The organism is Pseudomonas alkylphenolica (assembly GCF_016009175.1).
Lineage (GTDB): Bacteria > Pseudomonadota > Gammaproteobacteria > Pseudomonadales > Pseudomonadaceae > Aquipseudomonas > Aquipseudomonas alkylphenolica_B.
Window position 1 is genome coordinate 1 of the sequence record NZ_JADUCM010000050.1, and the last position, 23,744, is coordinate 23,744.

Below are 23,744 nucleotides of genomic sequence, written 5' to 3' on the forward strand. Positions count from 1 at the left end.
CCCCCCCCCCGGCCCCCCCCCGCCCCCGCCCCGGGGGGGTGTTTTGCTTTTGGCCCGGCGGGGGGGGTTTTTGTCCCCCCCCCCCCGGGGCATTGCGCCGGCTGCGAGGGCAGGGTTACTTGCCCGGCACCAGGCTCAGGCGCTTGTTGCCGTAGGCACGATCAAAGTTCTGCGGTTGCAGCGGCAGGCTCATGTAGCGGCCGTTGAACCAGGCGTCCAGGCCATCGGCAAAGTGTGGGCTGGCCGGGTTGCCGGACTGACCGCTGCTGCTGAGCAACTGCAGCGGCTCGACCTGACCGAAATCCACCACCATGCGCAGGGACGGTGCCAGCTCGGCATTGAAATCCGTACCCCAGGCATAAGGCGCCAGGTTCAGGGTGCTATGGTCGCCACCGGTAGCCTGCGGCTTGCGGCTGACGGCATCACCCAGGCCATGGAAAGTCGCGGCCGGCCAGCGGTACTGGTGCAGCTTGCCCCATTGCCAGGCCTTGCGGTCGTTGCCCAACTGCGATTCTGCGGCACTGACTGCGGCCGCCAGGCTGCGGGCGAGGATGGTCGGTTTGTCTTCGGTTGGTGCGGTGCGCCGGTCATCCCAGAACGGGCTGTCTTCGCGGCCCAGCAAATGGTCGGCCTGAGCCGAGTAAGACAAGCGGGCGTTGCCGACAAAAGCCTGCCAGGTGGCCGACGATTCCGGGCCCAGTTCGTCAAGGAAAGTCAGCTTTGCGCTTTCCTGCAGGAACAGTTCATACAGCGCGGCGTCCGCCGAGGTGGTGCTCAGGCGTCCGTCGAAGGCCATCAACCGTGTGTAGGCTTCCCGCGCCTTGGCGCGTTGATCGCCAGGCAAGGCCTCGATGGCTTGCTTGAGCGGCTGGGACATGCCGGGTGCTTCGAACATCTGCTTGAGTTTGCCGGCAAACAGGGTGGTCTGATCGTTCTGCATGGTGATCAGGCTGCGGCTGTCGTGCTTGCCGTTACCGGCCAGCTGTCCCAGGCGCTCGGCGCGCTCGGGGTAGTACCAGCTGTTGGACAGCTGCATGCCATAGCCCTTGGGGACGCTGCGCTGGTTGGCATTGCCAAGCCAGCCCTGAGGCGGGTCCTGGTCGTAGGGGTGGAGCATCGGGTCGGCATAGCCGTCCCAGTCGTAACGCCCTTCCCAGCCCGGAGAGGGCAGCAGGCCCTGGCCTTCGCGACGGTTGGGGAAGCGCCCGCTGACTTGCCAGCCGATGTTGCTGGCATCGGCAAAGACGAAATTCAGCGCCGACGCGCCGATTTCCCGGGTGTTGTCGAAGGCGCGCTCGACGTTTTGCGCGCGCGACAGGTCAAAGAACGCGTCCAGGCTCTTGTCGCCCTTGAGTTGCGGCAGTTGCAGGGCCAGGCCGAGGCCGGCATTTTGCGTCTGCCCGAGCAGGGTACCGTGACGGGTGTCGTAAAGGGTTTCACGTTGCGGACGCTGGCCCTTGATAAAGAAGGTCTCGTTGCGGGCCTGGGCCGGCAGCCATTTGCCGTCGGCCTGATACAGCAGCCGATTGCCTTCGCGCTTGAGCCGTTCCAGGTACAGGTCCTGGTTGTCGGCCATGACCGCGCTGGCGCTCCAGGCCAGCTTGCCGTTGTACCCGGACAGCAGCAAGGGCAGGCCGGCGATACTGACGCCGGCGCCCTGGTACTTGGGGGTTCTGAGCTGCACCGGCGTCATTGCCCAGGCACCGAGGGTGTCGCCGGCCAACAGGCTTTTGCCGCTGCGGCTGCGCTGCGGCGCGATCGCCCAGTTACTGGAGCCCGCGCTGCCCAGCAGATTCAGGGCGGCGAGTTGTTCGCTGGCGGCAGTCAGTGCGGCCAGACCAGGCAACTGACTGCCCAGGTTCAGGCCCTTGAGCTTGTCGGCCTCGGACATTGGCAGCGGCTCATCCGGGTAGCTGGGCAACAGCCACGGCAGTTTGTCGCTGCCGACTTTCTGCGCCAGGGTCAGGGCCGCCAGTTCCTCTTGCACGTTCACCGACTGGCTGAAGTTGTACAGCGTGAAGATCAGCGCCGAGTCCTCAGGCTTCCAGTACTCCGGGCGGTAGCCGCTTTGCGCCAACGGCGCCGGCAACCGGTCGCGGTAACGGAACAGGTAGGCGTTGACGCCCCGGGCATAGACCTCGAAAAAGCGCTTCAGGCGAGGCGAGGCATCGGCATAGAGCTGGTTGGCGGTCTGCTTTAAGTTGGCCGCGCGCATCAAACGGTCCACTTCCAGCACGTCGGGACCGGCCAGTTCGGCCAGGCGCCCCTGCGCCAGCAGGCGCATGCTGACCATTTGCCCGATTCGATCCCCGGCATGCACGTAACCCAGCGCAAACAGGGCATCGTGGAAATTGCTGCTTTCAATCAGCGGCATGCCCAGGGCATTGCGCCGCACCGACACGCTCTGCGCCAGGCCTTTGAGCGGTTGCACGCCAGTGCTCGGTGGCACGCTGTCACGGTAGCCGCCGACCTGGCAGCCCCCCAGGGCAAGCAAGCAGAACATCGCTGCGGCTACGCCGAACCGGGGGAGGGAAGGGGGGAAGGCTGGCGCGGCCATGGTCGGGCTCCTGCAGGGCGTGGCGTCTAAAAGGCGCTACGTTAGTGAGCCCGACCCCGCCATGCAAGCGGGGCACAGCCTTTATTTTCAATGCTCTGCAGCGCGTCGATGCGGCTTAGCGTGGCGGCGGGTTGACCTGTTCGATCAGGGCGTAGGCGCGCTGGGTGGCCGGACGTGCCTGAATGCGCTCAAACCAGCCCTTGAGGGCCGGGAAGTCGTCCAGGTTCTGCTGCTGCCAGGTGTGTGGAACGATCCATGGGTAGATGGCCATGTCGGCGATGCTGTAGGTGTCGCCGGCGACGAACGGTCGGTCAGCCAGGCGTTTGTCGAGTACGCCATACAAGCGTGCGGTTTCGTCCACATAGCGTTTGATGGCATAGGGGATTTTTTCCGGGGCGAAGCGATTGAAGTGGTGGTTCTGTCCGGCCATCGGGCCCAATCCGCCCATTTGCCAGAACAGCCATTGCAGCACTTGCTGGCGACCGCGCAGGTCCTGGGGAATGAACTGCCCGGTTTTTTCGGCCAGGTACAGCAGAATGGCCCCGGATTCGAACAATGGCAGTGGCGGCTGGCCGTCGAGCGGCTGGTGGTCGACGATGGCGGGGATACGGTTGTTCGGGGCGATGCGCAGGAAGTCGGCGGCGAACTGCTCACCTTTACCGATGTTGATCGGGTGCAGGGTATAGGGCAGCCCGGATTCTTCCAGGAACAGGGTGATCTTGTGGCCGTTGGGGGTGGTCCAGTAATACAGGTCGATCATGGCACGCTCCGTCGAATGACTGGCAGCTGCGCCAGAGCGCAGCAGTCGCGCCTATGGATACCACAGGCGGCGACCGCTGTTACAGGGTCTGTATCAGGCCCCGTGGCACTTCTTGAACTTCTTGTTGCTGCCGCATGGGCACGGGTCGTTGCGGCCAACGTCCTTCAGGGCGTTGCGCACCGGCTCTTGATGGCTGTGGTTGCAGTGCGGACCGTGAACATGGCCGTGGTCATGGTCGTGGTGATCATGATCGTGGTTGCAGTCAGGGCCATGAACATGGGGTTGCTGGGTCATTGCAGGTTACTCCGGTAAAAGATCGCCGGGAATTATCTCACCACTGCGCGACAAGTGCAGGTTGCGGCCGAAGATTAATCCGCTGATGAGCTCACCATCGAGGCGATAGTGCAACGGGCCCTGGCTGTTCTTGAGCATCTTGGCGAGGGGTTTGACCTTTTGCCAGAGGTTGGTGCGCACGGGAATCTTGAAGGTGCGCTGGGTATTCGCGCCAACACTGCGCCACAGGCTTTCTTCGCCTTCGGCCAGGAGCATGTCGTTCAGGCGCACGGAATAATTGAGGTAGCGAATGAACAGGCGCTCATCGTTGAGGTTCTTCACCCGCACATGGAGGATGAACTCCTGCTGCATCAGGCGTGCCTTGACGGTTTCGACCTGGACCAGGCTGACTTCGGGATCCCGGTAGTCGTCGCCCCCCCAACTGGCGCAGCCCGTCAGTTGCAGAATCAGAAGGCTGAACAGCAACAGGCGGGCCATAGGCATCAGTTCCTCACGTAGCTGGCGCAACACTTTTTGAATTTCTGCCCGCTGGCGCAAGGGCAGGCATCATTGCGTCCGGCCTTCAGGTCCACAGTGGGATCAATGAAGTACCAGCGTCCGGCGTTCTGTACAAAAGCAGAACGTTCACGGTGGCTATGTTCCCCGGCGCTGTCGTGCCAGCGGGCGGTGAAGGTGACGAAAGCATGCTCGGGCTGGCCGCCGAATACCTCGGCACTTTCCACTTCAAGGCCCAGCCAGGTGCTTTGCGAGCTCCAGGCTGCAATGGCGGTACGATCGAGACCGGCCTGCTGTGCAGGCAGGGTGGTTTCCACCAGATAGTCGATCAAGCCCAGTACATAGGCGCTGTAGCGCGAGCGCATCAGGGCCTGCGCATCGGGGGCCGGATGCCCGGCGTGATAGTGTCCGCAACAGGCGTCGAGCAGATTACCGCTGCCGCAGGGACATACCGAGACGCTCATTGTTTCACCACCAGTACTTGCCAAAATTTTGCGGGTTGGCCCAGAACTTGGCATTGAGCCAGTCCGGGACCTGTTTGTATTCACGTAGATCATAGGTGAACAGGCTCAGAACCTGCTCATCACGCTGAAATTTTTCGTTGGCTTGCAGTGCCAGGGCAAAGAAGTCGGTGTCTTGCCAGCCGCAGGCAGAGAGGTCGGCCAGCACTGCCACGCGGCTGGCATTGAGGTTGCGGATACCGCCCAATAAATGCAGGCCATCGCGTTTTGGCAGGTGCTCCAGGCAGTCGACCAGTAATGCCAGGTCGAACCGTTGCGCTGCCAGCGCAGCTGGCAATGGACCTGGCTCGGCCTGAGCAATTTCGACCTGTGGATGGGCCTGGGCGAAGGCTTCAAGGGCAGGGAAACGTGTACCCACCAGCAACAGCCGTTGCGGGGTGTAGCGCTCAAGCAGCGCGGCCAGGGCTTGTTGCGGCGTGCGCTGGGAAAATCCGTCAATCATCGGGAATCCTCGGTCAGATGCGTCAAGACTAACGGTCCCGGACGGCCAGGCATAGTAGCTGACGGCCGCATCATGGCTTATTGCTGGCGGAGATGGTGAGCGCGGTCTTTACTCCCAGAGGTCGGTGAAGAACTGATTCCCCCTAGGAGATGCAACAAATGAGCATAGTACGCACAGCATTACCTCTGGTTCTGCTAACCAGCGTGTTGACTGGTTGCGCAGGATTGCAAAAAACCGACTGGCCAAAGTGTGCAGTCGTCGGGGGTGTGGGTGGCGCGGCCCTGGGCGCCATAGAAAGTTCAAGTTGGGCTGGTTGGGGCGCGTTGCTCGGCGGCGGCCTGGCGGCAGGCTATTGCTGGGCGCATGGTGATGGCGATGAAGACGGCGACGGCGTGCCTGACAGCCGTGACAAGTGCCCGGGTACGCCGCATGGCGTGCAAGTCGATGCTGACGGTTGCCCACCACCCGCCGTGGTTGAAGAAGTTGCCGTGGTCAAGGAAGAGGTCATTGTCATTCGCGATGTCACCTTCGAGTTCGACTCTGCGCGGCTGACGGCTGCCGATAAAGAGCGTCTGAACAAAATCGCGACCCGCCTGAAAAACGAGGCGCCAACCGCCAAGCTGAGCGTGACCGGGCATACCGACAGCGTCGGCCGTGATGCCTACAACCAGAAACTGTCGGAGCAACGCGCCCATGCGGTGACGGACTACCTGATCAGCAATGGCGTACCTCGCGCGAGCTTCGTCTCGGTGCAGGGGGCGGGTGAAACCCGTCCGGAAGCGGACAATGCGACTGCGGAAGGCCGGGCCATGAACCGCCGCGTGGAAATCCGCATCGACCGTTGATGCGCCGCCCGCCTGCAGCTTGAGAAGTACTGCAGGCAGGTCTTTACTCCTGTGTGACCGGCAAACGCCGGTGACACAGGAGCAATTCCCATGAGTGTTCTCTCCAAGGCTGCGATTCCCGTTGTGGTCGCCGCAAGCCTGCTCTCCGGTTGCGCCACCCACAGTGATGGCAGCGCACCACTCAATCAAAGGACTTGGCCAGTCTGCAGCCTGCTCGGTGGTTTGGTCGGCGGTGGATTGGGGGCAATTGAAAGTTCTGCCTGGGCCGCCGGTGGCGGTGTTGCCGGTGCCATCGCCGGTGGTTTGATCTGTTACGCCCAGGATGGCGACGAAGATGGCGATGGTGTCTTCGACCGGCGCGACCGTTGCCCGGACACGCCAGCCAACACCCCGGTCAGCCACACGGGTTGTCCACTGCCTCAGTACCCGCAAGCGACGGTGCAAGCCACCACCTCCGAGGTCATTACCCTAAATGATCAGGGCGCTGTGATGTTTGCCTTTGATTCCGCGGAATTGACTGCCGATGCCAAAACCCAGTTGCAGGGGCTGATGAGCAAGCTCAACAGCGACGGTGTGCGCAGTGTCAAAGTGATTGGCTACACCGACAGCCAGGGCGAAGACGCCTACAACCAGGCCCTGTCCGAGCGGCGTGCGAGCAGTGTTGCCGAGTTTTTGATCAACCAGGGCCTGGCGCCGGCCAAGGTCACCAGCCAGGGCCGTGGCGAGAGCGAGCCTGTTGCCGACAACGACAGCGATGCCGGACGCGCGCAGAATCGCCGGGTGGAACTGCACCTTAACTAATCAGGCCACTGGTAGCGGACGATGCCAGCCGTTACTGTTGCAGGCGATGCCAGGTGTTGGCGTCGCCTATTAAAAGAACAAGAGCAGGGGGCGGGAATGAAGGGCTTACTGGGGCTGGGCAAGGCCTTGACGGTGGTGTTCTGGTGGGTGGTGCTGGTGAATCTGCTGATTCCCCAGGTATTTCCTTTCGATCGTCTGATCAGCATTGCCGGCGCCGCGCTGCTCGGGCTGCATGCGCTGGAAGTGCTGTTCTTTAACGGCAGGCTGCGTGGCCGCAGCCATCGCTGGTTTGACCGCTTGCAAATCCTGCTGGTCGGTATCTTTCATGTCCTTTCGATTCCGGCCCCCCGTCAGGAGAAGTCGCATGCGTAAGTTGGTCCTGTTAGCCGCGTTGTTCAGCCCTTTGGCGCTGGCGGAGTCGATCAGTGTTGCGCCGCATTCGGTGCTGCGCTTGCCGAACAAATCCAGTGTCGTGCACTTGCAGCGCCTTGAAGTTGCCGATGCTGCCACCTTGTTGTTGCCGGCCAGCCTGGTCGAGTTGAAAGTGGACGAACTGCATCTGGGCCAGGAAGCGCGCATCGCCATTGCGCCGTCGCAAAGCACGCTGCGCCTGGAGGTGGCGCGGGCGCAACTGGGCGAGGGCAGTCAGATTGCCGCCCGTGGTGCACCCGGTACTTATGAGCGTGCGGCGATGGCCGGGCGTAACCTTGACTTGAATGTGCGGGCATTGCAGGCGCCGTTATTGGCCATCGATGCCCGCGGTGGGGCCGGTGCACCGGGGTACGTCGGGCTGGATGGTGCCAACGGCAAGGCCGGCGGATGCACATGGGGACAAGCCAGCCGCGGTGCCAATGGCGACAATGGTGGTAATGGTCATGATGGTGCGGCCGGAGGCCGGGTACACCTGACACTGCCCGCGGAATTTCCTGCCGAGCACATCAAGGTGCAACTCGACGGCGGGGCTCCCGGTGCCGCCGGTGCTGCTGGCAAGGCCGGTGCGGGCGGGGCGAGCAAAGGCTGCCTGGTGTATCGCACTGCAGCAGGTGCGCCCGGCAAGCCTGGCATTGCCGGCCAGCCAGGGGGAGCGGGTGCCATGGGTGAGCTGATTCTTCAGCGCCTGTAGGGCTCGGTAAGGCTGATCAGGGTCCCGTGCGGGCTTGATCAGCCTGGGTGTACTCAGGTCAGCAGTCGAGTGCTCGCCACTACGGTCACGGCGATACCCAGTAGCAGGTTGATCCCGACCAATCGACGCATTTTGCCCAGCACCGCAGCGCCTGTCGGCCAGTCTTGCGCTTGCACCGCCGTACGCAACTGCGGCAGCAGCAACGAATGGACACGAATGAACAGCGCGATCATTGCGATACCGCCGCCCATCATCACCTGGACATAGCGCGGCGCCCCGTCAAAGCCTGCGAAGCGCACGTGCAGCAAGCCCACACCACTGATCGCCAGGACGGCAATCGCGATCCATACCCATAGAAAAAAACGTGGAAACACTTCTGCCCACAGACGCAGACGGTCGGGGCCTTGAAGGGCTGCAACCATGGCCGGGCGCAGGATCAGCCAGGCGAAGAACATTCCCCCGACCCAGATCACGGCGGCCAGAACGTGCAGGCTATAAGGAAGGGCAAAGGCGGTCATCGGGATCTCCATTCGGCGCAAAGGGCAATAGCGGGGTATGATAGCGACCCGATCGAAACACTGAAAATTTATCCAGCCCTCCGGGCGCCCCGACACCATGATCAGCAACGAACTCAAAACTACCATTCAGGGCGCCTATTCGCGTTTTCTCGAAGCCAAGAGCCTCAAGCCGCGCTACGGTCAGCGGCTGATGATTGCCGAAGTGGCCAAGGTGCTCGGTGACATTGCCTGCGACGATGAAGGTCGACGCTCGGGCGATCCCGCCGTGGTGGCCGTAGAAGCCGGTACCGGTACCGGCAAGACCGTTGCCTACAGCCTGGCGTCGATTCCGGCGGCCAAGGCGGCCGGCAAGCGCCTGGTAATCGCCACGGCGACGGTGGCGCTGCAGGAGCAGATTGTCTTCAAGGACCTGCCCGACCTCATGCGCAACAGCGGCCTGAACTTCACGTTCGCCCTGGCCAAGGGGCGTGGGCGCTATCTGTGCTTGTCCAAACTCGACCTGTTGCTGCAGGAAGGCCACGCACAATCGGCCACTGCCTCGCTGTTCGAGGAAGAAGGCTTCAAGATCGAAGTCGATGAAGCCAGCCAGAAGCTGTTTACCAGCATGATCGAAAAGCTCGCCGGCAACCGTTGGGACGGCGACCGCGACAGCTGGCCCCAGGCCCTGGAAGACCAGGACTGGGCGCGCCTGACCACCGACCATAGCCAGTGCACCGGGCGCCACTGTCCGAACTTCGGGCAGTGCACGTTCTACAAGGCCCGTGAAGGCATGGGCAAGGTCGATGTCATCGTCACCAACCACGACATGGTCCTGGCCGACCTGGCCCTGGGCGGCGGTGCCGTACTGCCCGACCCGCGTGACACCATCTACGTTTTCGACGAAGGCCATCACCTTCCAGACAAGGCCATCGGCCATTTCGCCCATTACACCCGCCTGCGCTCCACCGCCGACTGGCTTGAGCAGACCGCCAAGAACCTGACCAAGCTGCTGGCCCAGCATCCCTTGCCGGGTGACCTGGGCAAGTTGATCGAGCAGGTGCCGGAGCTGGCGCGGGAGATCAAGGCGCAGCAGCAATTCATGTTCAGCGCCTGTGAGCAGGTGGCCGATTTCCGCCCTGGCGAAGACATGGAGGGCCGCGAGCGGCCCCGGCATCGCTTTGAAGGTGGTGTGGTGCCCGAGCACATGCGCGAAATGGGCATTGAGCTGAAAAAGGGCTTCTCGCGCCTGACTGACCTTTTTACCCGGTTGACCGAGTTGCTCAAAGAGGGGATGGATGCCGAGGTCAACATCGGCATCGCCAGCCATCAGGCCGAAGAGTGGTACCCGCTGTTCGGCAGCCTCTTGATGCGCGCCCAGGGCAACTGGGAGCTGTGGACGGCCTTTACCGCCGAAGACCCGGAAGACAGCCCGCCCATGGCGCGCTGGCTGACCCTGGCCGAGAGCGGTGCGCTGTTCGACATCGAGGTCAATGCCAGCCCGATCCTGGCCGCCGAGATGCTGCGGCGCAACCTGTGGAACGTGGCCCATGGTGCCCTGGTCACCTCAGCCACGCTGACGGCGCTGGGCAAGTTCGATCGTTTCAGAATGCGTGCCGGTTTGCCCAGGGACGCAGTCACCAGTGTGGTGCCCAGCCCGTTCCATCACGTCGATGCCGGGGTGCTGCGCGTACCGGACCTGCGTGCCGATCCCCGCGATGCTGCCGCGCATACCGCAGCGATCATTCGCGACCTGCCGGAACTGGTCGAGGGGTCGCGTGGCTCGCTGGTGCTGTTCTCCTCGCGCAAACAGATGCAGGACGTGTTCGACGGACTGGACCGCGACTGGCGCAAGCAAGTCTTCATCCAGGGCAATCTGTCCAAACAGGAAACCTTGAACAAACACAAGGCGCGCGTTGATGGTGGCGACTCCAGTGTGCTGTTTGGCCTGGCCAGCTTTGCCGAAGGCGTCGACTTGCCAGGTGCCTATTGCGAACACGTGGTGATTGCCAAGATTCCCTTCGCCGTACCCGACGACCCTGTCGAGGCGGCGCTGGCCGAGTGGATCGAGGCGCGTGGCGGTAATCCGTTCATGGAAATCGCCGTGCCCGATGCCTCGCTGCGCCTGATCCAGGCCTGCGGTCGCTTGCTGCGCACCGAAGAAGACCGCGGCACGATCACGTTGCTCGATCGTCGCGTGGTCACCCAACGTTACGGCAAGGCTATTCTCAATGCGCTGCCGCCGTTTCGACGGGAAATTTCCTGACCCCGGGGATCTATGCTCCGGGGCGTTGTCTATGACTCAGTTCAAGGCCCGCATGGGCCCTCAAGGAGAGCTCCAGCCCTATGATTCGCCGTACCTTGCCTGCTGTCTTCGTCCTGTTGTTCAGCACTCCGCTGCTGGCCGGGCAACAGACGCTGTTCAGCTTCGTGCGTCCGGCCGCTGTGGTCAACGTGGCCACCGAAGATGCCAGCTTGCCGCAATACAACGCAGAGCAGACGGCCGAGGGCGAAGTGTTGCGGCGGGTCGTGTTCAATCCGGTGCAGCGCCCAAGCCTGCGCCTGAGCCCGCAAGCCGGCGCCTGGGACTGGTCGGCCGCCACAGCCATGACCTTGCGTCTGCAAAGCGGCATGGACTGGCCACTGACGGTGGATGTCACGGTCCTGAGCAGTGATGGCAAGACCCTCACCAGCCGCATCGACCTGCCTGCAGGCCCGGCGCAGACGGTGCTGGTGCCGCTGGTGGCCAGCTCACCGCTGAGCCAGGGCATGCGCGCCGGGCCGCCGATGCCTTGGGTTCACGCTGGCCAGCGCTGGTTGCTGACCAGCAGCAGCGGGGCGCTGGACCTCAAGCAAGTGGTGTCGGTGACCCTGTCGATGAACCAGCCCAATGTCGCCCAGAGCCTGATGATCGAGCGTGTCGGTATCCAGGATGACGACCAGGTACAGAAGGCCGCCTACAGTGAGCTGATTGATGGCTATGGCCAATTCACCCGGGGACGTTGGCCAGAAAAGATCGTCAGCGATGATCAATTGAAAGCAGCGGCTAGCCGTGAGCAACAGCAGCTCAAGGGCTGGCTGGCCGAACGCAGCCAGTTTCCGCGCGATCAGTTCGGCGGTGTGACCGGCGGGCCGGCGTTCGATGCCAAGGGCTTCTTCAGGACAGAAAAGCGTGACGGGCGCTGGTATCTGGTCACCCCTGAAGGTCATCCGTTCTACTCGCTGGGCGTCAACACCGTTGCTGCCGACGGAGGCCGGACCTACGTTGCCGGGCGCGAGTCGATGTTCACAGCCTTGCCACAGGCGGGCGAGCCGTTGGCGCAGTTTTATGGCGAGGGTAACAACAACGACGGCAATGGCTCGTCGAGCGGTCGCCAGTTCAATCAGGGGCGCTGGTTCGACTTCTATGCCGCCAACCTTGAGCGCAGCTATGGCAAACCATGCACCCCGCTAGCGGCTACCGCCACCACCGCAGCCGTTGAATGCCCGGCGCCTGTGCTGGACATTCAGCGTTGGCAGGGGCACAGCCTCGATCGCCTGCAGGCCTGGGGTTTCAACACGCTGGGCAACTGGAGCGATCCGGGCCTGGGCCACGCCAATCGTCTGCCTTACACCCTGCCGCTGTCGATCGTCGGTGACTACACCAGCATCAGCACGGGCATGGACTGGTGGGGCAGCATGCCCGACCCGTTCGACCCGCGTTTTGCCATGGCCACCGAGCGTGCGGTGGCGATCGCCGCCCGTGACCACCGTGACGACCCTTGGCTGATTGGCTATTTTGCCGACAACGAGCTGGCCTGGGCAGCACCGGGCAATGATCCCAAGGCGCGTTATGCGTTGGCCTATGGCACCTTGCGCCTGACCACGGACGTGCCGGCCAAGCGTGCCTTTCTCAAGCAGTTGCGTGACAAGTACCGTAACCAGGAAGGCCTCTCCAAGGCCTGGGGTATCAACCTGCCTGCCTGGGAATTGATGGAAGATCCCGGCTTTGAACCGCCGTTGCCGAGCCCGGAGCATCCCGAAATCGAGGCGGACTTCCAGTACTTCCAGACGGTCTTCGCCGAAACCTATTTCAAGACCATCGCCGACTCGCTCAAGTGGCATGCGCCCAATCACCTGCTGCTAGGGGGGCGTTTCGCCGTCAGCACGCCGGAAGCCGTGGCGGCCTGTGCCGAATTTTGCGATGTCCTGAGCTTCAACTTTTACACGCCAAAACCTCAGGATGGCTACGACTTCGCCCAGCTCAATGCGCTGGACAAGCCTGTGCTGGTCTCCGAGTTCCAGTTTGGCTCGCGTGACCGTGGTCCGTTCTGGCCGGGGCCGATGGAAGTGGCCAAGGAGGAAGGCCGTGGCCCGGCCTATGCCGCTTTCCTCAAGGCCGCGCTGGCTGAACCTTCGATTGTTGGCGTGCACTGGTTCCAGTACCTGGACCAACCAGCCAGCGGTCGCCTGCTTGATGGCGAGAACGGTCATTTCGGCCTTGTCGGCCTGACGGATGTACCGTTTCAGGGGTTTGTCGACGCGGTGCGCAAAAGCAACCTGCAAGCTCAGCAGCAGGTGGTTCATTTCCAGGCAGCTGAAAAGGCGCCAAAAGCTCCCTGATGATGGTTTGGTGGCCTGATGCGCGCTGTGCGTATCAGGCCGCTGAAAGCGCGGAATCGTGCAACCGGCTGACCACTGTCTGTTCCCAAAACCACCGCATGCTGAAACAATGCACGCCATTTCTGATATTGGTGTGCGGGAGAGCGGCTGGGTGCAGATTCAGGGTCATTACGAGCTTAAATTCGAAGCCGTTCGCGAAGCCTTTGCCGCGTTGTTCGACGATCCTCAGGAGCGTGGCGCGGCGCTGTGCATTCAAGTCGGCGGAGAGACTGTCGTCGACCTCTGGTCGGGTACCGCCGACAAGGACGGTGCCGAGGCATGGCACAGCGACACCATCGTCAACCTGTTCTCCTGTACCAAGATGTTCGCTGCCGTGACCGCTTTGCAGCTGGTAGGGGAGGGCAAACTGGCCCTGGATGTTCCCGTTGCGCGCTATTGGCCCGAGTTTGCCCAGGCCGACAAGCAGGCGATCACGCTGCGGCAGTTGCTCAGCCATCGTGCCGGTTTGCCGGCCATCCGCCAGCTGATGCCGGCCGAGTCTTTCTACGACTGGCAGACCATGGTCGACACCCTGGCCGCTGAAGCCCCCTGGTGGACGCCGGGTACTGGCCACGGCTATGCGGCGATTACCTTTGGCTGGCTGATCGGTGAGTTGATCCGTCGCGCCGATGGTCGCGGGCCGGGTGAGTCGATTGTGGCGCGCACCGCACGTCCATTGGGGCTGGATTTTCATATCGGTCTGGCCGACGACGAATTTCACCGGGTCGCTCATCTCGCCAGGGGCAAGGGCAACATGGGCGACGAAGCCGCCCAGCGTCTGCTTCAGGTCACCCTGCGTGAGCCCGAGGCGTTGTCGACCCGTGCCTTTACCAACCCGCCCGGCATGCTCACCAGCACCAACAAGCCCGAGTGGCGCCGCATGCAGCAGCCTGCGGCCAATGGCCACGGCAATGCCCGTAGCCTGGCTGGGTTCTACGCCGGTCTGCTCGACGGCAGCCTGCTGGAGTCCGAACTGCTCGACGAGCTGACCCGTGAACACAGCCTGGGCGAGGACAAGACGCTGTTGACCCGTACCCGATTCGGCCTGGGCTGCATGCTCGACCAGCCGGCGGTGGCCAACGCTACCTTTGGTCTGGGCAGCCGTGCATTTGGTCATCCAGGTGCCGGCGGCTCTGTTGGTTTTGCCGATCCGGAGTACGATGTCGCCTTTGGTTTTGTCACCAACACCCTGGGCCCTTACGTATTGATGGACCCCAGGGCGCAAAAGCTGGTGCGCGTCCTGGCTGATTGCCTTTGATCGGTTAACCCCGATGGTGCCTGAACCCTTTGTCTATCCTGAATTCCAATGCCCACTGCAATTGGGCTGAATTTCCTTCATTTTCATGGTGTATTGCTGATGTCTTCACATAAAACCTTAGCTCTTGCCCTGTGCCTGGCCATGACCGGTTGTGCCCAGCACGCCCAGAAAGGCCAAGCCGACAGTGCAATCAACTGGTGGCCCTTCGGCGCGGAGCAAGTGGCCGACCAGGAAGTGAAGGAAGTTGTGGTCGAGAAAGTGGTCAAGGCTGAAGCCAAGTCTGAAACCAACAGCCGCTGGTGGTGGCCGTTTGGCGACAGTGACAAGGCCAAGACCGCTGCCGTGCCCAAAATCGACCAGAAGGCTACCCAGGCGTGGCTCGACAGTTACGAGCCGAAACTGCGCGAAGCCATCAAGGACAGCAAGTTCGAAGTAGAGCGCCGTGAGGACGTGCTGATCGTGACGGTGCCGGTCGACAGTTCCTACAACCCGGATCGTCCGGCGATGCTGCTGCCGGTCACTCTGGGGCCGATCACCCGCGTGGCCAAGGCCGTTGAAGCCGATAAAGAAGCTGCTGTCCTGGTGCTGGGTCATGCCGACTCCAGTGGCGCGGCTGCAGCCAACCAGAAGCTCAGCCAGGAACGTGCCCAGTCGGTGGCGGCAATCTTCCGCCTCAGTGGCCTGGAGCGTAACCGTCTGATGCTGCGTGGCATGGGCTCGGTAATGCCGCGCGCCGCCAACGACAGCCTGCAGGGTCGCTCGCTGAACCGTCGGGTTGAACTGGTGCTGACCCCACAGAACACCATGGTTGCCATGCTTGCCAAGTACCAGCAGCCAACCCCAAGCCCGGCTGAACTGATTGCGGTGCAGGACGCCAAGGCACCGGTCAAGGCGGCGGTGAAACCGTCAGCAGCGGCCACGAAAAAAGCCAGCACGGCCAAGAAGGCCGCTCCGAGCAAAACCGTCGCGGCCAAGAAAAAAGCCCCGGCAGCCAAGCCTGCCGCCAAAAAAGCAGCCCCGGCTGCGAAAAAAGTGGCCGCCAACACAAGCCCTGCGAAGACCAACTGATCGTCAAGGAACGCAGTAATGACCCAAACCCTGGCTGATATGCGCCGCGACTACACCCGTGATGGCCTGGCTGAAGCCCAGGCGCCGGATGAGCCTTTTGCGTTGTTTCGCCGTTGGTTCGATGATGCGGTGAAAACCGAGCAACCGCCGGTTGAAGCCAATGCCATGACCGTGGCAACAGTGGATGCCGACGGTCGGCCACATTGCCGGATCCTGTTGCTCAAGGGCCTGGATGAGCAAGGTTTTACCTTTTTCACCAACTACGAGAGTGCCAAGGGGCAACAGCTGCAGGTTAACCCCTGGGCTGCCATGACCTTCTTCTGGCCGGCCCTGGAACGTCAGGTGCGGATCGAAGGCAAGGTGGTCAAGGTCACCCCGGCGGAGTCGGACGAGTATTACCAGGTGCGCCCGCTGGGTAGTCGTTTGGGCGCCTGGGCTTCGCCGCAGAGCCGGGTGATCGCCGACCGAGCCGAGCTGGAAGGGCTGGTGAAGGCCACCGAGCAGCGTTTCAGCGACACTCAGCCGCATTGCCCGGCGCATTGGGGTGGATACCGTCTGCTGCCTGAACGTATCGAGTTCTGGCAAGGGCGCGCCAGCCGTCTGCATGACCGGCTTAACTACCGCCTGCAGCAGGGTGCCTGGTTGCGCGAGCGCCTGGCCCCTTAACCCTTCGGGTAGGCCGCAGCCTGGCGTTCCAGCCAGGCTGCGAGCTCCGCGCGTTTGATCCGTTGCGTGCGAGCCGTGTCCAGACAAGCCAGCATGTAGGCTTTCTTGCTTTCGTCCGTGCCGGCCAGCGAAAGGGCCAGATCACGGTCCATCCAGCGGCGGATGCGCACGTACAACCACCAGTGAAAATACAGCCCAGCCACTGTCGTAACGACGACGATGAAGTAATCCATGACTATCCTTGCGCTAGAAATTGACAGGCTGCATCGATAGGGCAGGCTGTACACAGGCTCAATGAAATCAATTTTACTCTGGCTGCGCCGTGACAGTCGTCAATGAGCGGAGTCTAATGAACACCTGTCTTACGGAGATCATCCAATGCGTAAATCTGTTTTGCTGGTTGCCAGCTTCACCACGATGTCGTTGCTGCTCGGCGGTTGTGCCTCGAGCCTGACCGGTGACTCCTATTCGCGCGACGAGGCTCGCCGTGTCCAGACCGTGCGTATGGGCACCATCGAGTCGCTGCGTCCGGTGAAAATCGAAGGGACCAAAACCCCGATCGGTGGCGGCGCTGGCGCAGTCGTCGGTGGTGTAGCGGGCAGTGCAATCGGCGGTGGCCGTGGCAGTATTGTTGCTGCAGTTATTGGTGCCGTGGCTGGCGGCCTGGCAGGCTCTGCCGCCGAAGAAGGCCTGACCCGCACCCAGGGTGTGGAAATCACCGTGCGTGAAGATGACGGCAGCATGCGTGCCTATGTCCAGGCGGTCCAGGAAAACGAGGTTTTTCGCGTCGGTGAGCGTGTTCGCATCATGACCGTCGACGGTACCAGCCGGGTTGCCCACTGATATCCTCGCGGAAAAAACAAACCCCGACTCGGCAGTGCCGGTCGGGGTTTTTTATTGCCCGGGTGGGGTCAGGCCGGTGTCGCCTTGCGGCTGGCCAGTGCAGTGACGGTGTAGCCAATCACCGCGGCAAGAATGGAACCGGTGAGGATACCCATGCGGTCCATACCTGCGTATTCACTGCTGCCTGGCACAAAGGCCAGCGAGCCGACGAACAGGCTCATGGTGAAGCCGATGCCGCAGAGAATCGCCACCCCAAGCACCTGGCCCCAGTTGGCACCGGCTGGCAAGGCGGCGACGCCAAGCTTGACGGCAATCCAGGTCAGGCCGAACACGCCGACCGTTTTGCCCAGCAGCAAGCCGATGGCAATGCCCATCGGCACATAGTGGGTGAAGCTTTCCAGGGTTACCCCGGCCAGCGATACCCCGGCGTTGGCAAAGGCAAACAGCGGCAGGATGCCGTACGCCACCCAAGGGTGCAGGGCATGTTCCAGGCTCTGCGCCGGGGAGGTTTCGGCATTGCGGGTGCGCAAGGGGATGCACAGCGCCAGGGTTACGCCGGCGAGCGTTGCATGCACGCCACTCTTGAGTACGCAGACCCAGAGAATCAGGCCGACCACCATGTAGGGCCCGAGCTTTACCACTCCCAGCCGGTTCATGGCAATCAGGCCCACCAGGCAGGCGCCGGCCAGCATCAACGACAGGCTCGACAGTTCGCCCGAATAGAACAGGGCAATGACGATAATGGCGCCCAGGTCATCGATGATTGCCAGGGTCATCAGGAACAGCTTGAGCGACACCGGTACACGTTTGCCCAGCAGTGCCAGCACGCCCAGCGCGAAGGCGATGTCGGTGGCGGTGGGGATCGCCCAGCCGGCCACGGCAGCGGGGTTGTCCTTGTTCAGGAACCAGTAGATCAGCGCAGGCACGACCATGCCGCCAACGGCCGCAGCCCCCGGCAGGATGATTTGCGAAGGCTTGGACAGGTGACCGTCGATGACTTCGCGCTTGACCTCGAGGCCGATCAACAGGAAGAACAGGGCCATCAGGCCGTCATTGATCCACAGTAGCAGGGGCTTGGCGATTTTCAGGGCGCCGATCTGGACGACCACGGGAACATCCAACAGGCCGTTGTACAGGTACGACAACGGCGAGTTGTTGATGATCAGGGCCATGGCGGCTGCAGCAATCAATAGTAGACCGCTGGCAGCTTCCAACTGAAAGAAACGTGTGAAGGTGCTACGCAGCAAGGGCGCTCTCCATCCTGAGGATTCCGATAGGGAGGACACCCTACCTTGTGATGATATGCATTAGAACAAAAATTATATTCTTTTTTGTTATAAGCTGTGACCGGCCCGGCTACAGGAGCCTAGCAGTTGCAGGGGATTATTTTGCCTGGCTGTACCTGTTGTAGCTGTAGGGACTTTCTTAACATGATCGTTTGTACAACGATCAATTCGGGACGTGACCATGAACGATCACCGCCGGTGGGCACGCGAAGCCATCCGCATCATCGAGGCTGATTTTCAGCGCAGCGCCGACACCCACCTGATCCCGCTGTCGTTGCCGGGTTTCCCGGAGGTCGAGCTGTACTTCAAGGATGAGTCCAGCCACCCTACCGGCAGCCTCAAGCATCGCCTGGCGCGCTCACTGTTTCTCTATGCCTTGTGCAATGGCTGGTTGCGGCCGGGTGCGCCGGTGATCGAGGCCTCCAGTGGCTCCACGGCGATTTCCGAGGCGTACTTTGCGCGCCTGCTCGGGCTGCCGTTCATTGCCGTGGTACCGGCAACCACTTCTCAAGAGAAAATTGCCCAGATTGCTTTCTATGGGGGGCAGAGTCACCTGGTCAGCGACCCCACCCAGCTGTACGCCGAGTCCGAACGCCTGGCCCGGGAAACCGGCGGCCACTTCATGGACCAGTTCACCTATGCCGAGCGCGCCACCGACTGGCGGGCCAACAACAACATTGCCGAGTCGATCTTTACCCAGATGCGCTTTGAGCGGCATCCGGAACCCGCCTGGCTGATCTCGAGCCCGGGCACTGGGGGCACCACCGCCACCCTCGGGCGCTATGTGCGCTATCGCCAGCACGTCACCCGTGTGCTGTGTGCCGATGCCGAGCGCTCGGTGTTCTTCGACAGCTATACCAGCGGTGACCGTTCGCTGTTGCTCGACTGTGGGTCGCGGATCGAAGGCATCGGCCGGCCACGCGTTGAAGCGTCGTTTCTGCCGCAGGTGATCGATGCCATGATCAAGGTGCCGGACGCCTTGTCGCTGGCGGCCATGCATTACCTGGCCGAGCGTCTTGGGCGCCGGGTGGGCGGTTCGAGTGGTACCAACCTGATTGGTGCGTTGATGGCGGCGCGGCAGATGCAGGCGGCCGGGGAAGCGGGGTCGATCGTGGCGATTCTCTGTGACGGCGGCGATCGTTATGCGACCACTTACTACGATCAGGACTGGCTGAACGGGCAGGGGTATCAACTGCAACCGTTGATCGAGGCCGTAAAGGCCTGTGTCGAGCGGGGCGAGGCGTTGCCCGAGGCGGTGGAGCGCGCCGGGATTTGAGGCGAAGTGCGGAGCAGGCTGTACTTCTACAGCGTGCTCCGCCATCACATCATCAGTTGTTGATGCCCAGCATGCTGCGCGCAACTGCCTCGGCAATGCGGATGCCATCCACACCTGCCGAGAGGATCCCGCCGGCATAACCTGCACCTTCACCCGCCGGGAACAGGCCCTTGAGGTTCAGGCTCTGCATGCTCGCGTCACGGGTAATGCGCAGGGGCGAGGAGGTACGCGTTTCGATACCGGTCAACACCGCGTCGTGCAGGTTGTAGCCCTTGATCTGGCGATCGAAGGCCGGCAACGCCTCACGAATGGCCTCGATGGCAAAGTCAGGCAGGCTCGGGGCCAGGTCGCCCAGATTGACGCCGGGCTTGTACGACGGCTCGACACTGCCCAGCGCCGTGGACGGCCGGCCAGCGACAAAGTCACCCACCAGCTGCGCCGGTGCCTGGTAGTTGCTGCCGCCCAGCACATAGGCATGGGCTTCAAGTTTTTCCTGCAGCTCGATACCGGCCAGCGGGCCGCCCGGGTAGTCCTGCTCGGGGGTGATGCCAACGACGATGCCGGAGTTGGCATTGCGCTCGTTACGCGAGTACTGGCTCATGCCATTGGTGACCACCCGGCCTGGTTCGCTGGTGGCCGCAACCACGGTGCCGCCCGGGCACATGCAGAAGCTGTAGACCGAGCGACCGTTCTTGGCGTGGTGCACCAGTTTGTAGTCAGCGGCGCCCAGTTTCGGGTGCCCGGCGTACTTGCCCAGGCGTGCCTGGTCGATCAGCGACTGCGGGTGTTCGATACGGAAGCCGATGGAGAACGGCTTGGCTTCCATGAACACGCCGCGGGCATGCAGCATGCGGAAGGTGTCACGGGCGCTGTGGCCCAGGGCCAGAACCACATGCCGGGAGTGCAGTTGCTCACCACTGGCCAGGACCACGCCAGTGAGCTGGCCGTCGTCCATCAGCAGGTCACTGACCTTCTCCTCGAAGCGCACTTCACCACCCAGGGCGTGGATCTCGTGGCGCATGTTCTCGACCATGCCGGTCAGGCGGAAGGTACCGATGTGCGGCTTGCTGACGTAAAGGATTTCTTCTGGCGCACCGGCCTTGACGAACTCGTGCAGCACCTTGCGACCGTGGTGCTGCGGGTCCTTGATCTGGCTATACAGCTTGCCGTCGGAGAACGTACCGGCACCGCCCTCGCCGAACTGTACGTTGGACTCCGGGTTGAGCACGCTTTTACGCCACAGGCCCCAGGTGTCCTTGGTACGTTGGCGAACTTCTTTACCGCGCTCGAGGATGATCGGCTTGAAGCCCATCTGCGCCAACAGCAGGCCGGCGAAGATGCCGCACGGGCCGAAACCAACGACAATCGGACGCTCCTGCAGATCGGCAGGCGCCTGGCCGACGACCTTGTAGCTGACATCCGGCGCGGCGTTGACGTTGTGGTCATCGGCAAAGCGCTGCAGCAGCTCGGCTTCATTGCTGACGGTCAGGTCGATGGTGTAGATGAACAGCATTTCGCTGTTCTTCTTGCGAGCATCGTAGCTGCGCTTGAACAGGGTGAAGTCCAGCAACTGTTCGTCGCTGATCCCCAGACGTTGCACAATGGCCTCGCGCAGGGCTTCATCAGGATGATCCAGCGGCAGCTTCAGTTCGGTGATTCGTAACATGGCAGGGTCCAGTATCCCGGCCATGAACGGCCGGCGGCTTTACTCAAACCGCCAAGTATAAGCTGTTCAGGCGCGTTGCAGGCAGCTTAAACGCCGCCTACCGACGTTCAGTCGTTACGCGAGCCACCGTAGTAGGCACAGCCGCGCATGGTCTGGCCGTTTACCCGCAGCTCGGCACTCAGGTGGCTGACGGCACCGGTCATGCTGTCGACGCAGCGCTGCGGGGCGACCCAAAGCTCCACACGCTGGCCATTGGCTTCGGTGCTGAGGTTGAAGCGCCCGTCAGGCAGTTGTTCTTCCAGGAACGGTACCGCCAGTTCCGGTACGCCCGGACGGCTCAACACCATGCCCTTGCCGCCGGCCTTGAGGTCCCAGTCAGGTTCGTTGCCGTGGGCGCGTACGGTCAGGCGCTTGAAGTTCGGATCACTGCAATCGTTGCTGGAGTGCTCTACCCTGTACAGGCGTTGCACGTTCAGCTGGCCGTCGTTGCCGGCCTTCTGGCTGGTGGAAAGGTTGCCGCTGATGTCGGCGAACAGTGTGCCCGGTTGATTGGCGAGGGCAGCGGCTTCCTGCAGCAGGCCGGTATTGCCGGCATCGAAGACGGCAAAGTGACGGCTTTCACTGCACGGCTTGAACAGCAACTGACCACCCTTGGCGCTCAGTTCGCCCTGCATGCGCGTCATGCCGGCCTGGGGATTCTGTGGTTTTTCCTCCAGTAGCTGGCAGCCGGCGAACAGTGGCAACAGGGCGGCAAGCAACAACGACGGGGCGGCACGCATCAAGCAAACTCCAGGGGCTTTACTGAAAGGTGCCGCCACGTTACGCAGGCTGGATGCCGATCACAAGACCTTAACCGACATGATAGGTCTGGCCGGTCTGCAAGCCTTCAACGCTTTTTGCGTAGGCCAGTGCCACATCGGCAGCGGGAACCGGCTTGAAACCGCGAAAGTAAGGGGCGTAGGCCGGCATCGCTTCGACCAGTACATTGGGGCTGATCGAATTGACCCGCCGGCCGCGCGGCAATGCGACCGCGGCGGCTTTGACGAAGGCATCGATGGCGCCATTGACCAGGCTGGCCGAAGCGCCGGTGCGAATCGGGTCATGGCTGGTGATGCCGGTAGTGAAGGTGAACGAGCCGCCGTCGTCAATGAACTCGCGACCGATCAGCAGCAGGTTGACCTGGCCCATCAGCTTGTCGTTCAGGCCCAGGGCGAAGTGTCCTTCAGTCATTTCGCCCAGAGGCGCAAAAGTGACGTTACCGGCAGCGCAGACCAGGGCATCGAAGCGTCCGGTCTGCTCGAACAGACGCCGAATCGAAGCACTGTCGCTGATATCAACCTGATACTCACCGGAGCTGCGGCCGATCCGCACTACCTCGTGACGTTGTTCCAGTTCTTTGGCGACGGCCGAACCAATGGTGCCGCTAGCGCCAATCAGCAGAATTTTCATTGAACCTGTCCTCGTGATTTGTTGGGAGACGGGTTCAGTCTAGGGTGGAAATTTCTGCGGATAAGCGTGCTAATAGGCAACCTTTGGTTTTCATATGGAAACAATCAATGAGCGACCTGGATGATCTGGCAGCGTTTGCCGTGTTGATGGATGCCGGCAGTTTTACCCAGGCTGCGCAACAGCTGGGCTGGAGCAAGGGCCAGTTGTCCAAGCGCATCAGTGCGCTGGAAGCCAGCCACGGGATAAAACTGTTGCACCGCACCACCCGGCGCCTGAGCCTGACGGCCGCCGGCGCGATGCTGCTGCCCCAGGCCCAGGCCCTCGTGCGGCAAATGAATGGTGCACGTCAGACCCTGGCCATGCTCAAGGATGAACTGGCCGGGCCGGTACGCATCACCGTGCCGGTGTCGTTGGGCGAGACGTTTTTCGAAGGCTTGCTGCTGGAGTTCACCGATTGCTATCCGGACCTGCAGGTGGAGCTGGAGTTGAGCAATGGCTACCGCGACCTGCTCGGCGATGGATTTGATCTGGCGATTCGTACCGAGGTTGAAGACGATGCGCGACTGGTCGCCCGTCCTGTGCTGGCCATGCAGGAACTGACCTGTGCCAGCCCGCACTACCTGGCCCGTCACGGCGAGCCGCAAACGCCGATGCAGTTGAGTGGCCACCGCTGTTTGCTCAACAGCCACTACAGCGGCCGGGAAGAGTGGTTGTACCACCAGCAACACGAACTGCTGCGGGTTCAGGTGGCAGGCAGCTTTGCCAGTAACCATTACAGTTTGCTGAAGAAGGCGGCATTGCTCGGCGCCGGGATTGCCCGTTTGCCGTCGTACATGCTGCATGCCGAACTGGCCGATGGCCGCTTGCACTGGCTGCTGCGCGACTATCAAACCCGCAGTGTGCCGTTGTTCCTGGTTCATCCCTATCAGAGCCAGATGCCCAAACGGGTGCAGGTGCTTGCCGACTACCTGATGGACTGGTTCAAGCGCAGCAGCCAGGCGCTGCAGCGTCTTTGAATCATAGGCAAGGAAAAGGGTTCTTCATGGGTTTCCGGGGGGCGGCTAGATAGCGAGCTTATCCATTCTGTGTGGTGAGGCTGCCGGCCCCTTCCGCCCTTACGGCGGGTCCCTTTTGTCTTGGCAAAAGGAACCAAAACCGCCTGCTCCTGCATACGGCCCTACGCTACGCTCCGGGTCCCTTCGTTCCGGTGCCCTCCAGGGGCATCGCGGCCTACGACTTGCTTCGCCAAGTCTCCGGCT

General features: G+C 62.2%; 24 protein-coding genes. 12 read left to right on the top strand and 12 right to left on the bottom strand.

Features of this window, described 5'->3' with window-relative positions:
* Positions 1-115: 115 nt before the first annotated feature.
* The 6 genes from I5S59_RS25215 to I5S59_RS25240 all read right to left on the bottom strand — a co-directional run bounded on the left by I5S59_RS25215 (position 116) and on the right by I5S59_RS25240 (position 5,069).
* On the bottom strand, positions 116-2,557 hold the full coding sequence (locus I5S59_RS25215) for a penicillin acylase family protein (RefSeq protein WP_197878996.1): 2,442 nt from the start codon (positions 2,555-2,557) through the stop codon (positions 116-118).
* Positions 2,558-2,672: 115 nt separating this feature from the next.
* The gene (locus tag I5S59_RS25220) at positions 2,673-3,317 is read right to left on the bottom strand and encodes a glutathione binding-like protein (RefSeq protein ID WP_197878997.1); all 645 of its coding nucleotides are present in this window, start codon (positions 3,315-3,317) and stop codon (positions 2,673-2,675) included.
* A 93-nt stretch (positions 3,318-3,410) separates the two neighbouring features.
* A complete protein-coding gene (locus I5S59_RS25225) occupies positions 3,411-3,611 on the bottom strand; it encodes an SEC-C metal-binding domain-containing protein (RefSeq protein WP_045185773.1) in 201 nt (66 codons plus the stop codon).
* A 6-nt stretch (positions 3,612-3,617) separates the two neighbouring features.
* Positions 3,618-4,097, bottom strand: a complete 480-nt coding sequence (locus tag I5S59_RS25230) for an LEA type 2 family protein (RefSeq protein ID WP_420066479.1) — start codon at positions 4,095-4,097, stop codon at positions 3,618-3,620.
* A complete protein-coding gene (locus I5S59_RS25235) occupies positions 4,094-4,570 on the bottom strand; it encodes a YchJ family protein (RefSeq protein WP_197878999.1) in 477 nt (158 codons plus the stop codon). Before I5S59_RS25235 ends, I5S59_RS25230 begins: the two co-directional genes overlap by 4 nt.
* 4 nt (positions 4,571-4,574) lie before the next feature.
* Complete coding sequence (locus I5S59_RS25240; protein ID WP_197879000.1) at positions 4,575-5,069, bottom strand: DUF6231 family protein; 495 nt, start codon at positions 5,067-5,069, stop codon at positions 4,575-4,577.
* 158 nt (positions 5,070-5,227) lie between these two features.
* On the opposite strand from I5S59_RS25240, the gene I5S59_RS25245 reads away from it, so the two are divergent.
* The 4 genes from I5S59_RS25245 (at position 5,228) to I5S59_RS25260 (ending at position 7,838) form a co-directional block, all read left to right on the top strand.
* Positions 5,228-5,914, top strand: a complete 687-nt coding sequence (locus tag I5S59_RS25245) for an OmpA family protein (RefSeq protein ID WP_197879001.1) — start codon at positions 5,228-5,230, stop codon at positions 5,912-5,914.
* A gap of 90 nt (positions 5,915-6,004) precedes the next feature.
* The gene (locus tag I5S59_RS25250) at positions 6,005-6,715 is read left to right on the top strand and encodes an OmpA family protein (protein ID WP_197879002.1); all 711 of its coding nucleotides are present in this window, start codon (positions 6,005-6,007) and stop codon (positions 6,713-6,715) included.
* A gap of 96 nt (positions 6,716-6,811) precedes the next feature.
* Entirely contained in the window at positions 6,812-7,087 is a 276-nt protein-coding gene (locus I5S59_RS25255) for a DUF1145 domain-containing protein (protein WP_197879003.1), read from the top strand.
* Positions 7,080-7,838 carry a collagen-like protein gene (locus I5S59_RS25260; protein WP_197879004.1) on the top strand — a complete coding sequence of 253 codons (759 nt, stop codon included), beginning with the start codon at positions 7,080-7,082 and terminating at the stop codon, positions 7,836-7,838. Before I5S59_RS25255 ends, I5S59_RS25260 begins: the two co-directional genes overlap by 8 nt.
* A 53-nt stretch (positions 7,839-7,891) precedes the next feature.
* Here I5S59_RS25260 and I5S59_RS25265 read toward each other — a convergent pair whose 3' ends face one another.
* Positions 7,892-8,356, bottom strand: a complete 465-nt coding sequence (locus I5S59_RS25265; protein ID WP_197879005.1) for a CopD family protein — start codon at positions 8,354-8,356, stop codon at positions 7,892-7,894.
* 97 nt (positions 8,357-8,453) lie between these two features.
* On the opposite strand from I5S59_RS25265, the gene dinG reads away from it, so the two are divergent.
* From dinG to pdxH, 5 genes are all read left to right on the top strand, one after another.
* The gene (gene dinG / locus I5S59_RS25270; RefSeq protein ID WP_197879006.1) at positions 8,454-10,598 is read left to right on the top strand and encodes an ATP-dependent DNA helicase DinG; all 2,145 of its coding nucleotides are present in this window, start codon (positions 8,454-8,456) and stop codon (positions 10,596-10,598) included.
* Between the two features lie 80 nt (positions 10,599-10,678).
* Positions 10,679-12,934: a beta-galactosidase gene (locus I5S59_RS25275; protein WP_197879007.1), complete on the top strand. Its 2,256-nt coding sequence runs from the start codon at positions 10,679-10,681 to the stop codon at positions 12,932-12,934.
* Between the two features lie 151 nt (positions 12,935-13,085).
* On the top strand, positions 13,086-14,231 hold the full coding sequence (locus I5S59_RS25280; RefSeq protein WP_197879017.1) for a serine hydrolase domain-containing protein: 1,146 nt from the start codon (positions 13,086-13,088) through the stop codon (positions 14,229-14,231).
* 99 nt (positions 14,232-14,330) lie between these two features.
* Entirely contained in the window at positions 14,331-15,299 is a 969-nt protein-coding gene (locus I5S59_RS25285; protein ID WP_197879008.1) for an OmpA family protein, read from the top strand.
* 18 nt (positions 15,300-15,317) lie between these two features.
* On the top strand, positions 15,318-15,965 hold the full coding sequence (pdxH, locus tag I5S59_RS25290; RefSeq protein ID WP_197879009.1) for a pyridoxamine 5'-phosphate oxidase: 648 nt from the start codon (positions 15,318-15,320) through the stop codon (positions 15,963-15,965).
* On the opposite strand, the gene I5S59_RS25295 is transcribed toward pdxH, so the two are convergent.
* Positions 15,962-16,198, bottom strand: coding sequence for a hypothetical protein (locus tag I5S59_RS25295; RefSeq protein ID WP_197879010.1), 237 nt, complete (start codon positions 16,196-16,198; stop codon positions 15,962-15,964). The genes pdxH and I5S59_RS25295 overlap by 4 nt on opposite strands.
* Before the next feature lie 145 nt (positions 16,199-16,343).
* On the opposite strand from I5S59_RS25295, the gene I5S59_RS25300 reads away from it, so the two are divergent.
* Entirely contained in the window at positions 16,344-16,808 is a 465-nt protein-coding gene (locus tag I5S59_RS25300; RefSeq protein ID WP_197879011.1) for a glycine zipper 2TM domain-containing protein, read from the top strand.
* A 68-nt stretch (positions 16,809-16,876) separates the two neighbouring features.
* On the opposite strand, the gene nhaA is transcribed toward I5S59_RS25300, so the two are convergent.
* Positions 16,877-18,052, bottom strand: a complete 1,176-nt coding sequence (nhaA, locus tag I5S59_RS25305; protein ID WP_197879018.1) for a Na+/H+ antiporter NhaA — start codon at positions 18,050-18,052, stop codon at positions 16,877-16,879.
* 223 nt (positions 18,053-18,275) lie between these two features.
* Between nhaA and I5S59_RS25310 the strand changes: the two genes are divergently transcribed.
* Positions 18,276-19,370, top strand: coding sequence for a PLP-dependent cysteine synthase family protein (locus I5S59_RS25310; RefSeq protein WP_232239976.1), 1,095 nt, complete (start codon positions 18,276-18,278; stop codon positions 19,368-19,370).
* Between the two features lie 52 nt (positions 19,371-19,422).
* Here the strand turns inward: I5S59_RS25310 and I5S59_RS25315 are convergent, their stop codons facing one another.
* From I5S59_RS25315 to I5S59_RS25325, 3 genes are all read right to left on the bottom strand, one after another.
* Positions 19,423-21,036, bottom strand: a complete 1,614-nt coding sequence (locus tag I5S59_RS25315) for an NAD(P)/FAD-dependent oxidoreductase (RefSeq protein WP_197879013.1) — start codon at positions 21,034-21,036, stop codon at positions 19,423-19,425.
* Between the two features lie 107 nt (positions 21,037-21,143).
* The gene (locus I5S59_RS25320; protein WP_197879014.1) at positions 21,144-21,815 is read right to left on the bottom strand and encodes a COG3650 family protein; all 672 of its coding nucleotides are present in this window, start codon (positions 21,813-21,815) and stop codon (positions 21,144-21,146) included.
* A gap of 70 nt (positions 21,816-21,885) precedes the next feature.
* Positions 21,886-22,485 (bottom strand): short chain dehydrogenase, encoded by a 600-nt coding sequence (locus tag I5S59_RS25325; RefSeq protein WP_197879015.1) that lies wholly within the window; start codon positions 22,483-22,485, stop codon positions 21,886-21,888.
* A 107-nt stretch (positions 22,486-22,592) separates the two neighbouring features.
* Here I5S59_RS25325 and I5S59_RS25330 point away from each other — a divergent pair, with 107 nt between their 5' ends.
* Positions 22,593-23,501, top strand: a complete 909-nt coding sequence (locus tag I5S59_RS25330; RefSeq protein ID WP_197879016.1) for a LysR family transcriptional regulator — start codon at positions 22,593-22,595, stop codon at positions 23,499-23,501.
* Positions 23,502-23,744: the final 243 nt, after the last annotated feature.

What these genes read in the sequence shown, in the direction of transcription:
- pdxH (WP_197879009.1), top strand. Translation starts at nt 15,318, where the DNA reads ATGACCCAAACCCTGGCTGATATGCGCCGCGACTACACCCGTGATGGC.
- dinG (WP_197879006.1), top strand. Translation starts at nt 8,454, where the DNA reads ATGATCAGCAACGAACTCAAAACTACCATTCAGGGCGCCTATTCGCGT.
- I5S59_RS25300 (WP_197879011.1), top strand. Translation starts at nt 16,344, where the DNA reads ATGCGTAAATCTGTTTTGCTGGTTGCCAGCTTCACCACGATGTCGTTG.
- I5S59_RS25265 (WP_197879005.1), bottom strand. Translation starts at nt 8,356, where the DNA reads ATGACCGCCTTTGCCCTTCCTTATAGCCTGCACGTTCTGGCCGCCGTG.
- I5S59_RS25225 (WP_045185773.1), bottom strand. Translation starts at nt 3,611, where the DNA reads ATGACCCAGCAACCCCATGTTCATGGCCCTGACTGCAACCACGATCAT.
- I5S59_RS25245 (WP_197879001.1), top strand. Translation starts at nt 5,228, where the DNA reads ATGAGCATAGTACGCACAGCATTACCTCTGGTTCTGCTAACCAGCGTG.
- I5S59_RS25320 (WP_197879014.1), bottom strand. Translation starts at nt 21,815, where the DNA reads ATGCGTGCCGCCCCGTCGTTGTTGCTTGCCGCCCTGTTGCCACTGTTC.
- I5S59_RS25285 (WP_197879008.1), top strand. Translation starts at nt 14,331, where the DNA reads ATGTCTTCACATAAAACCTTAGCTCTTGCCCTGTGCCTGGCCATGACC.
- I5S59_RS25240 (WP_197879000.1), bottom strand. Translation starts at nt 5,069, where the DNA reads ATGATTGACGGATTTTCCCAGCGCACGCCGCAACAAGCCCTGGCCGCG.
- I5S59_RS25255 (WP_197879003.1), top strand. Translation starts at nt 6,812, where the DNA reads ATGAAGGGCTTACTGGGGCTGGGCAAGGCCTTGACGGTGGTGTTCTGG.
- I5S59_RS25235 (WP_197878999.1), bottom strand. Translation starts at nt 4,570, where the DNA reads ATGAGCGTCTCGGTATGTCCCTGCGGCAGCGGTAATCTGCTCGACGCC.
- I5S59_RS25260 (WP_197879004.1), top strand. Translation starts at nt 7,080, where the DNA reads ATGCGTAAGTTGGTCCTGTTAGCCGCGTTGTTCAGCCCTTTGGCGCTG.
- I5S59_RS25315 (WP_197879013.1), bottom strand. Translation starts at nt 21,036, where the DNA reads ATGTTACGAATCACCGAACTGAAGCTGCCGCTGGATCATCCTGATGAA.
- I5S59_RS25330 (WP_197879016.1), top strand. Translation starts at nt 22,593, where the DNA reads ATGAGCGACCTGGATGATCTGGCAGCGTTTGCCGTGTTGATGGATGCC.
- I5S59_RS25275 (WP_197879007.1), top strand. Translation starts at nt 10,679, where the DNA reads ATGATTCGCCGTACCTTGCCTGCTGTCTTCGTCCTGTTGTTCAGCACT.
- I5S59_RS25215 (WP_197878996.1), bottom strand. Translation starts at nt 2,557, where the DNA reads ATGGCCGCGCCAGCCTTCCCCCCTTCCCTCCCCCGGTTCGGCGTAGCC.
- I5S59_RS25325 (WP_197879015.1), bottom strand. Translation starts at nt 22,485, where the DNA reads ATGAAAATTCTGCTGATTGGCGCTAGCGGCACCATTGGTTCGGCCGTC.
- I5S59_RS25250 (WP_197879002.1), top strand. Translation starts at nt 6,005, where the DNA reads ATGAGTGTTCTCTCCAAGGCTGCGATTCCCGTTGTGGTCGCCGCAAGC.
- I5S59_RS25220 (WP_197878997.1), bottom strand. Translation starts at nt 3,317, where the DNA reads ATGATCGACCTGTATTACTGGACCACCCCCAACGGCCACAAGATCACC.
- I5S59_RS25295 (WP_197879010.1), bottom strand. Translation starts at nt 16,198, where the DNA reads ATGGATTACTTCATCGTCGTCGTTACGACAGTGGCTGGGCTGTATTTT.
- I5S59_RS25310 (WP_232239976.1), top strand. Translation starts at nt 18,276, where the DNA reads ATGAACGATCACCGCCGGTGGGCACGCGAAGCCATCCGCATCATCGAG.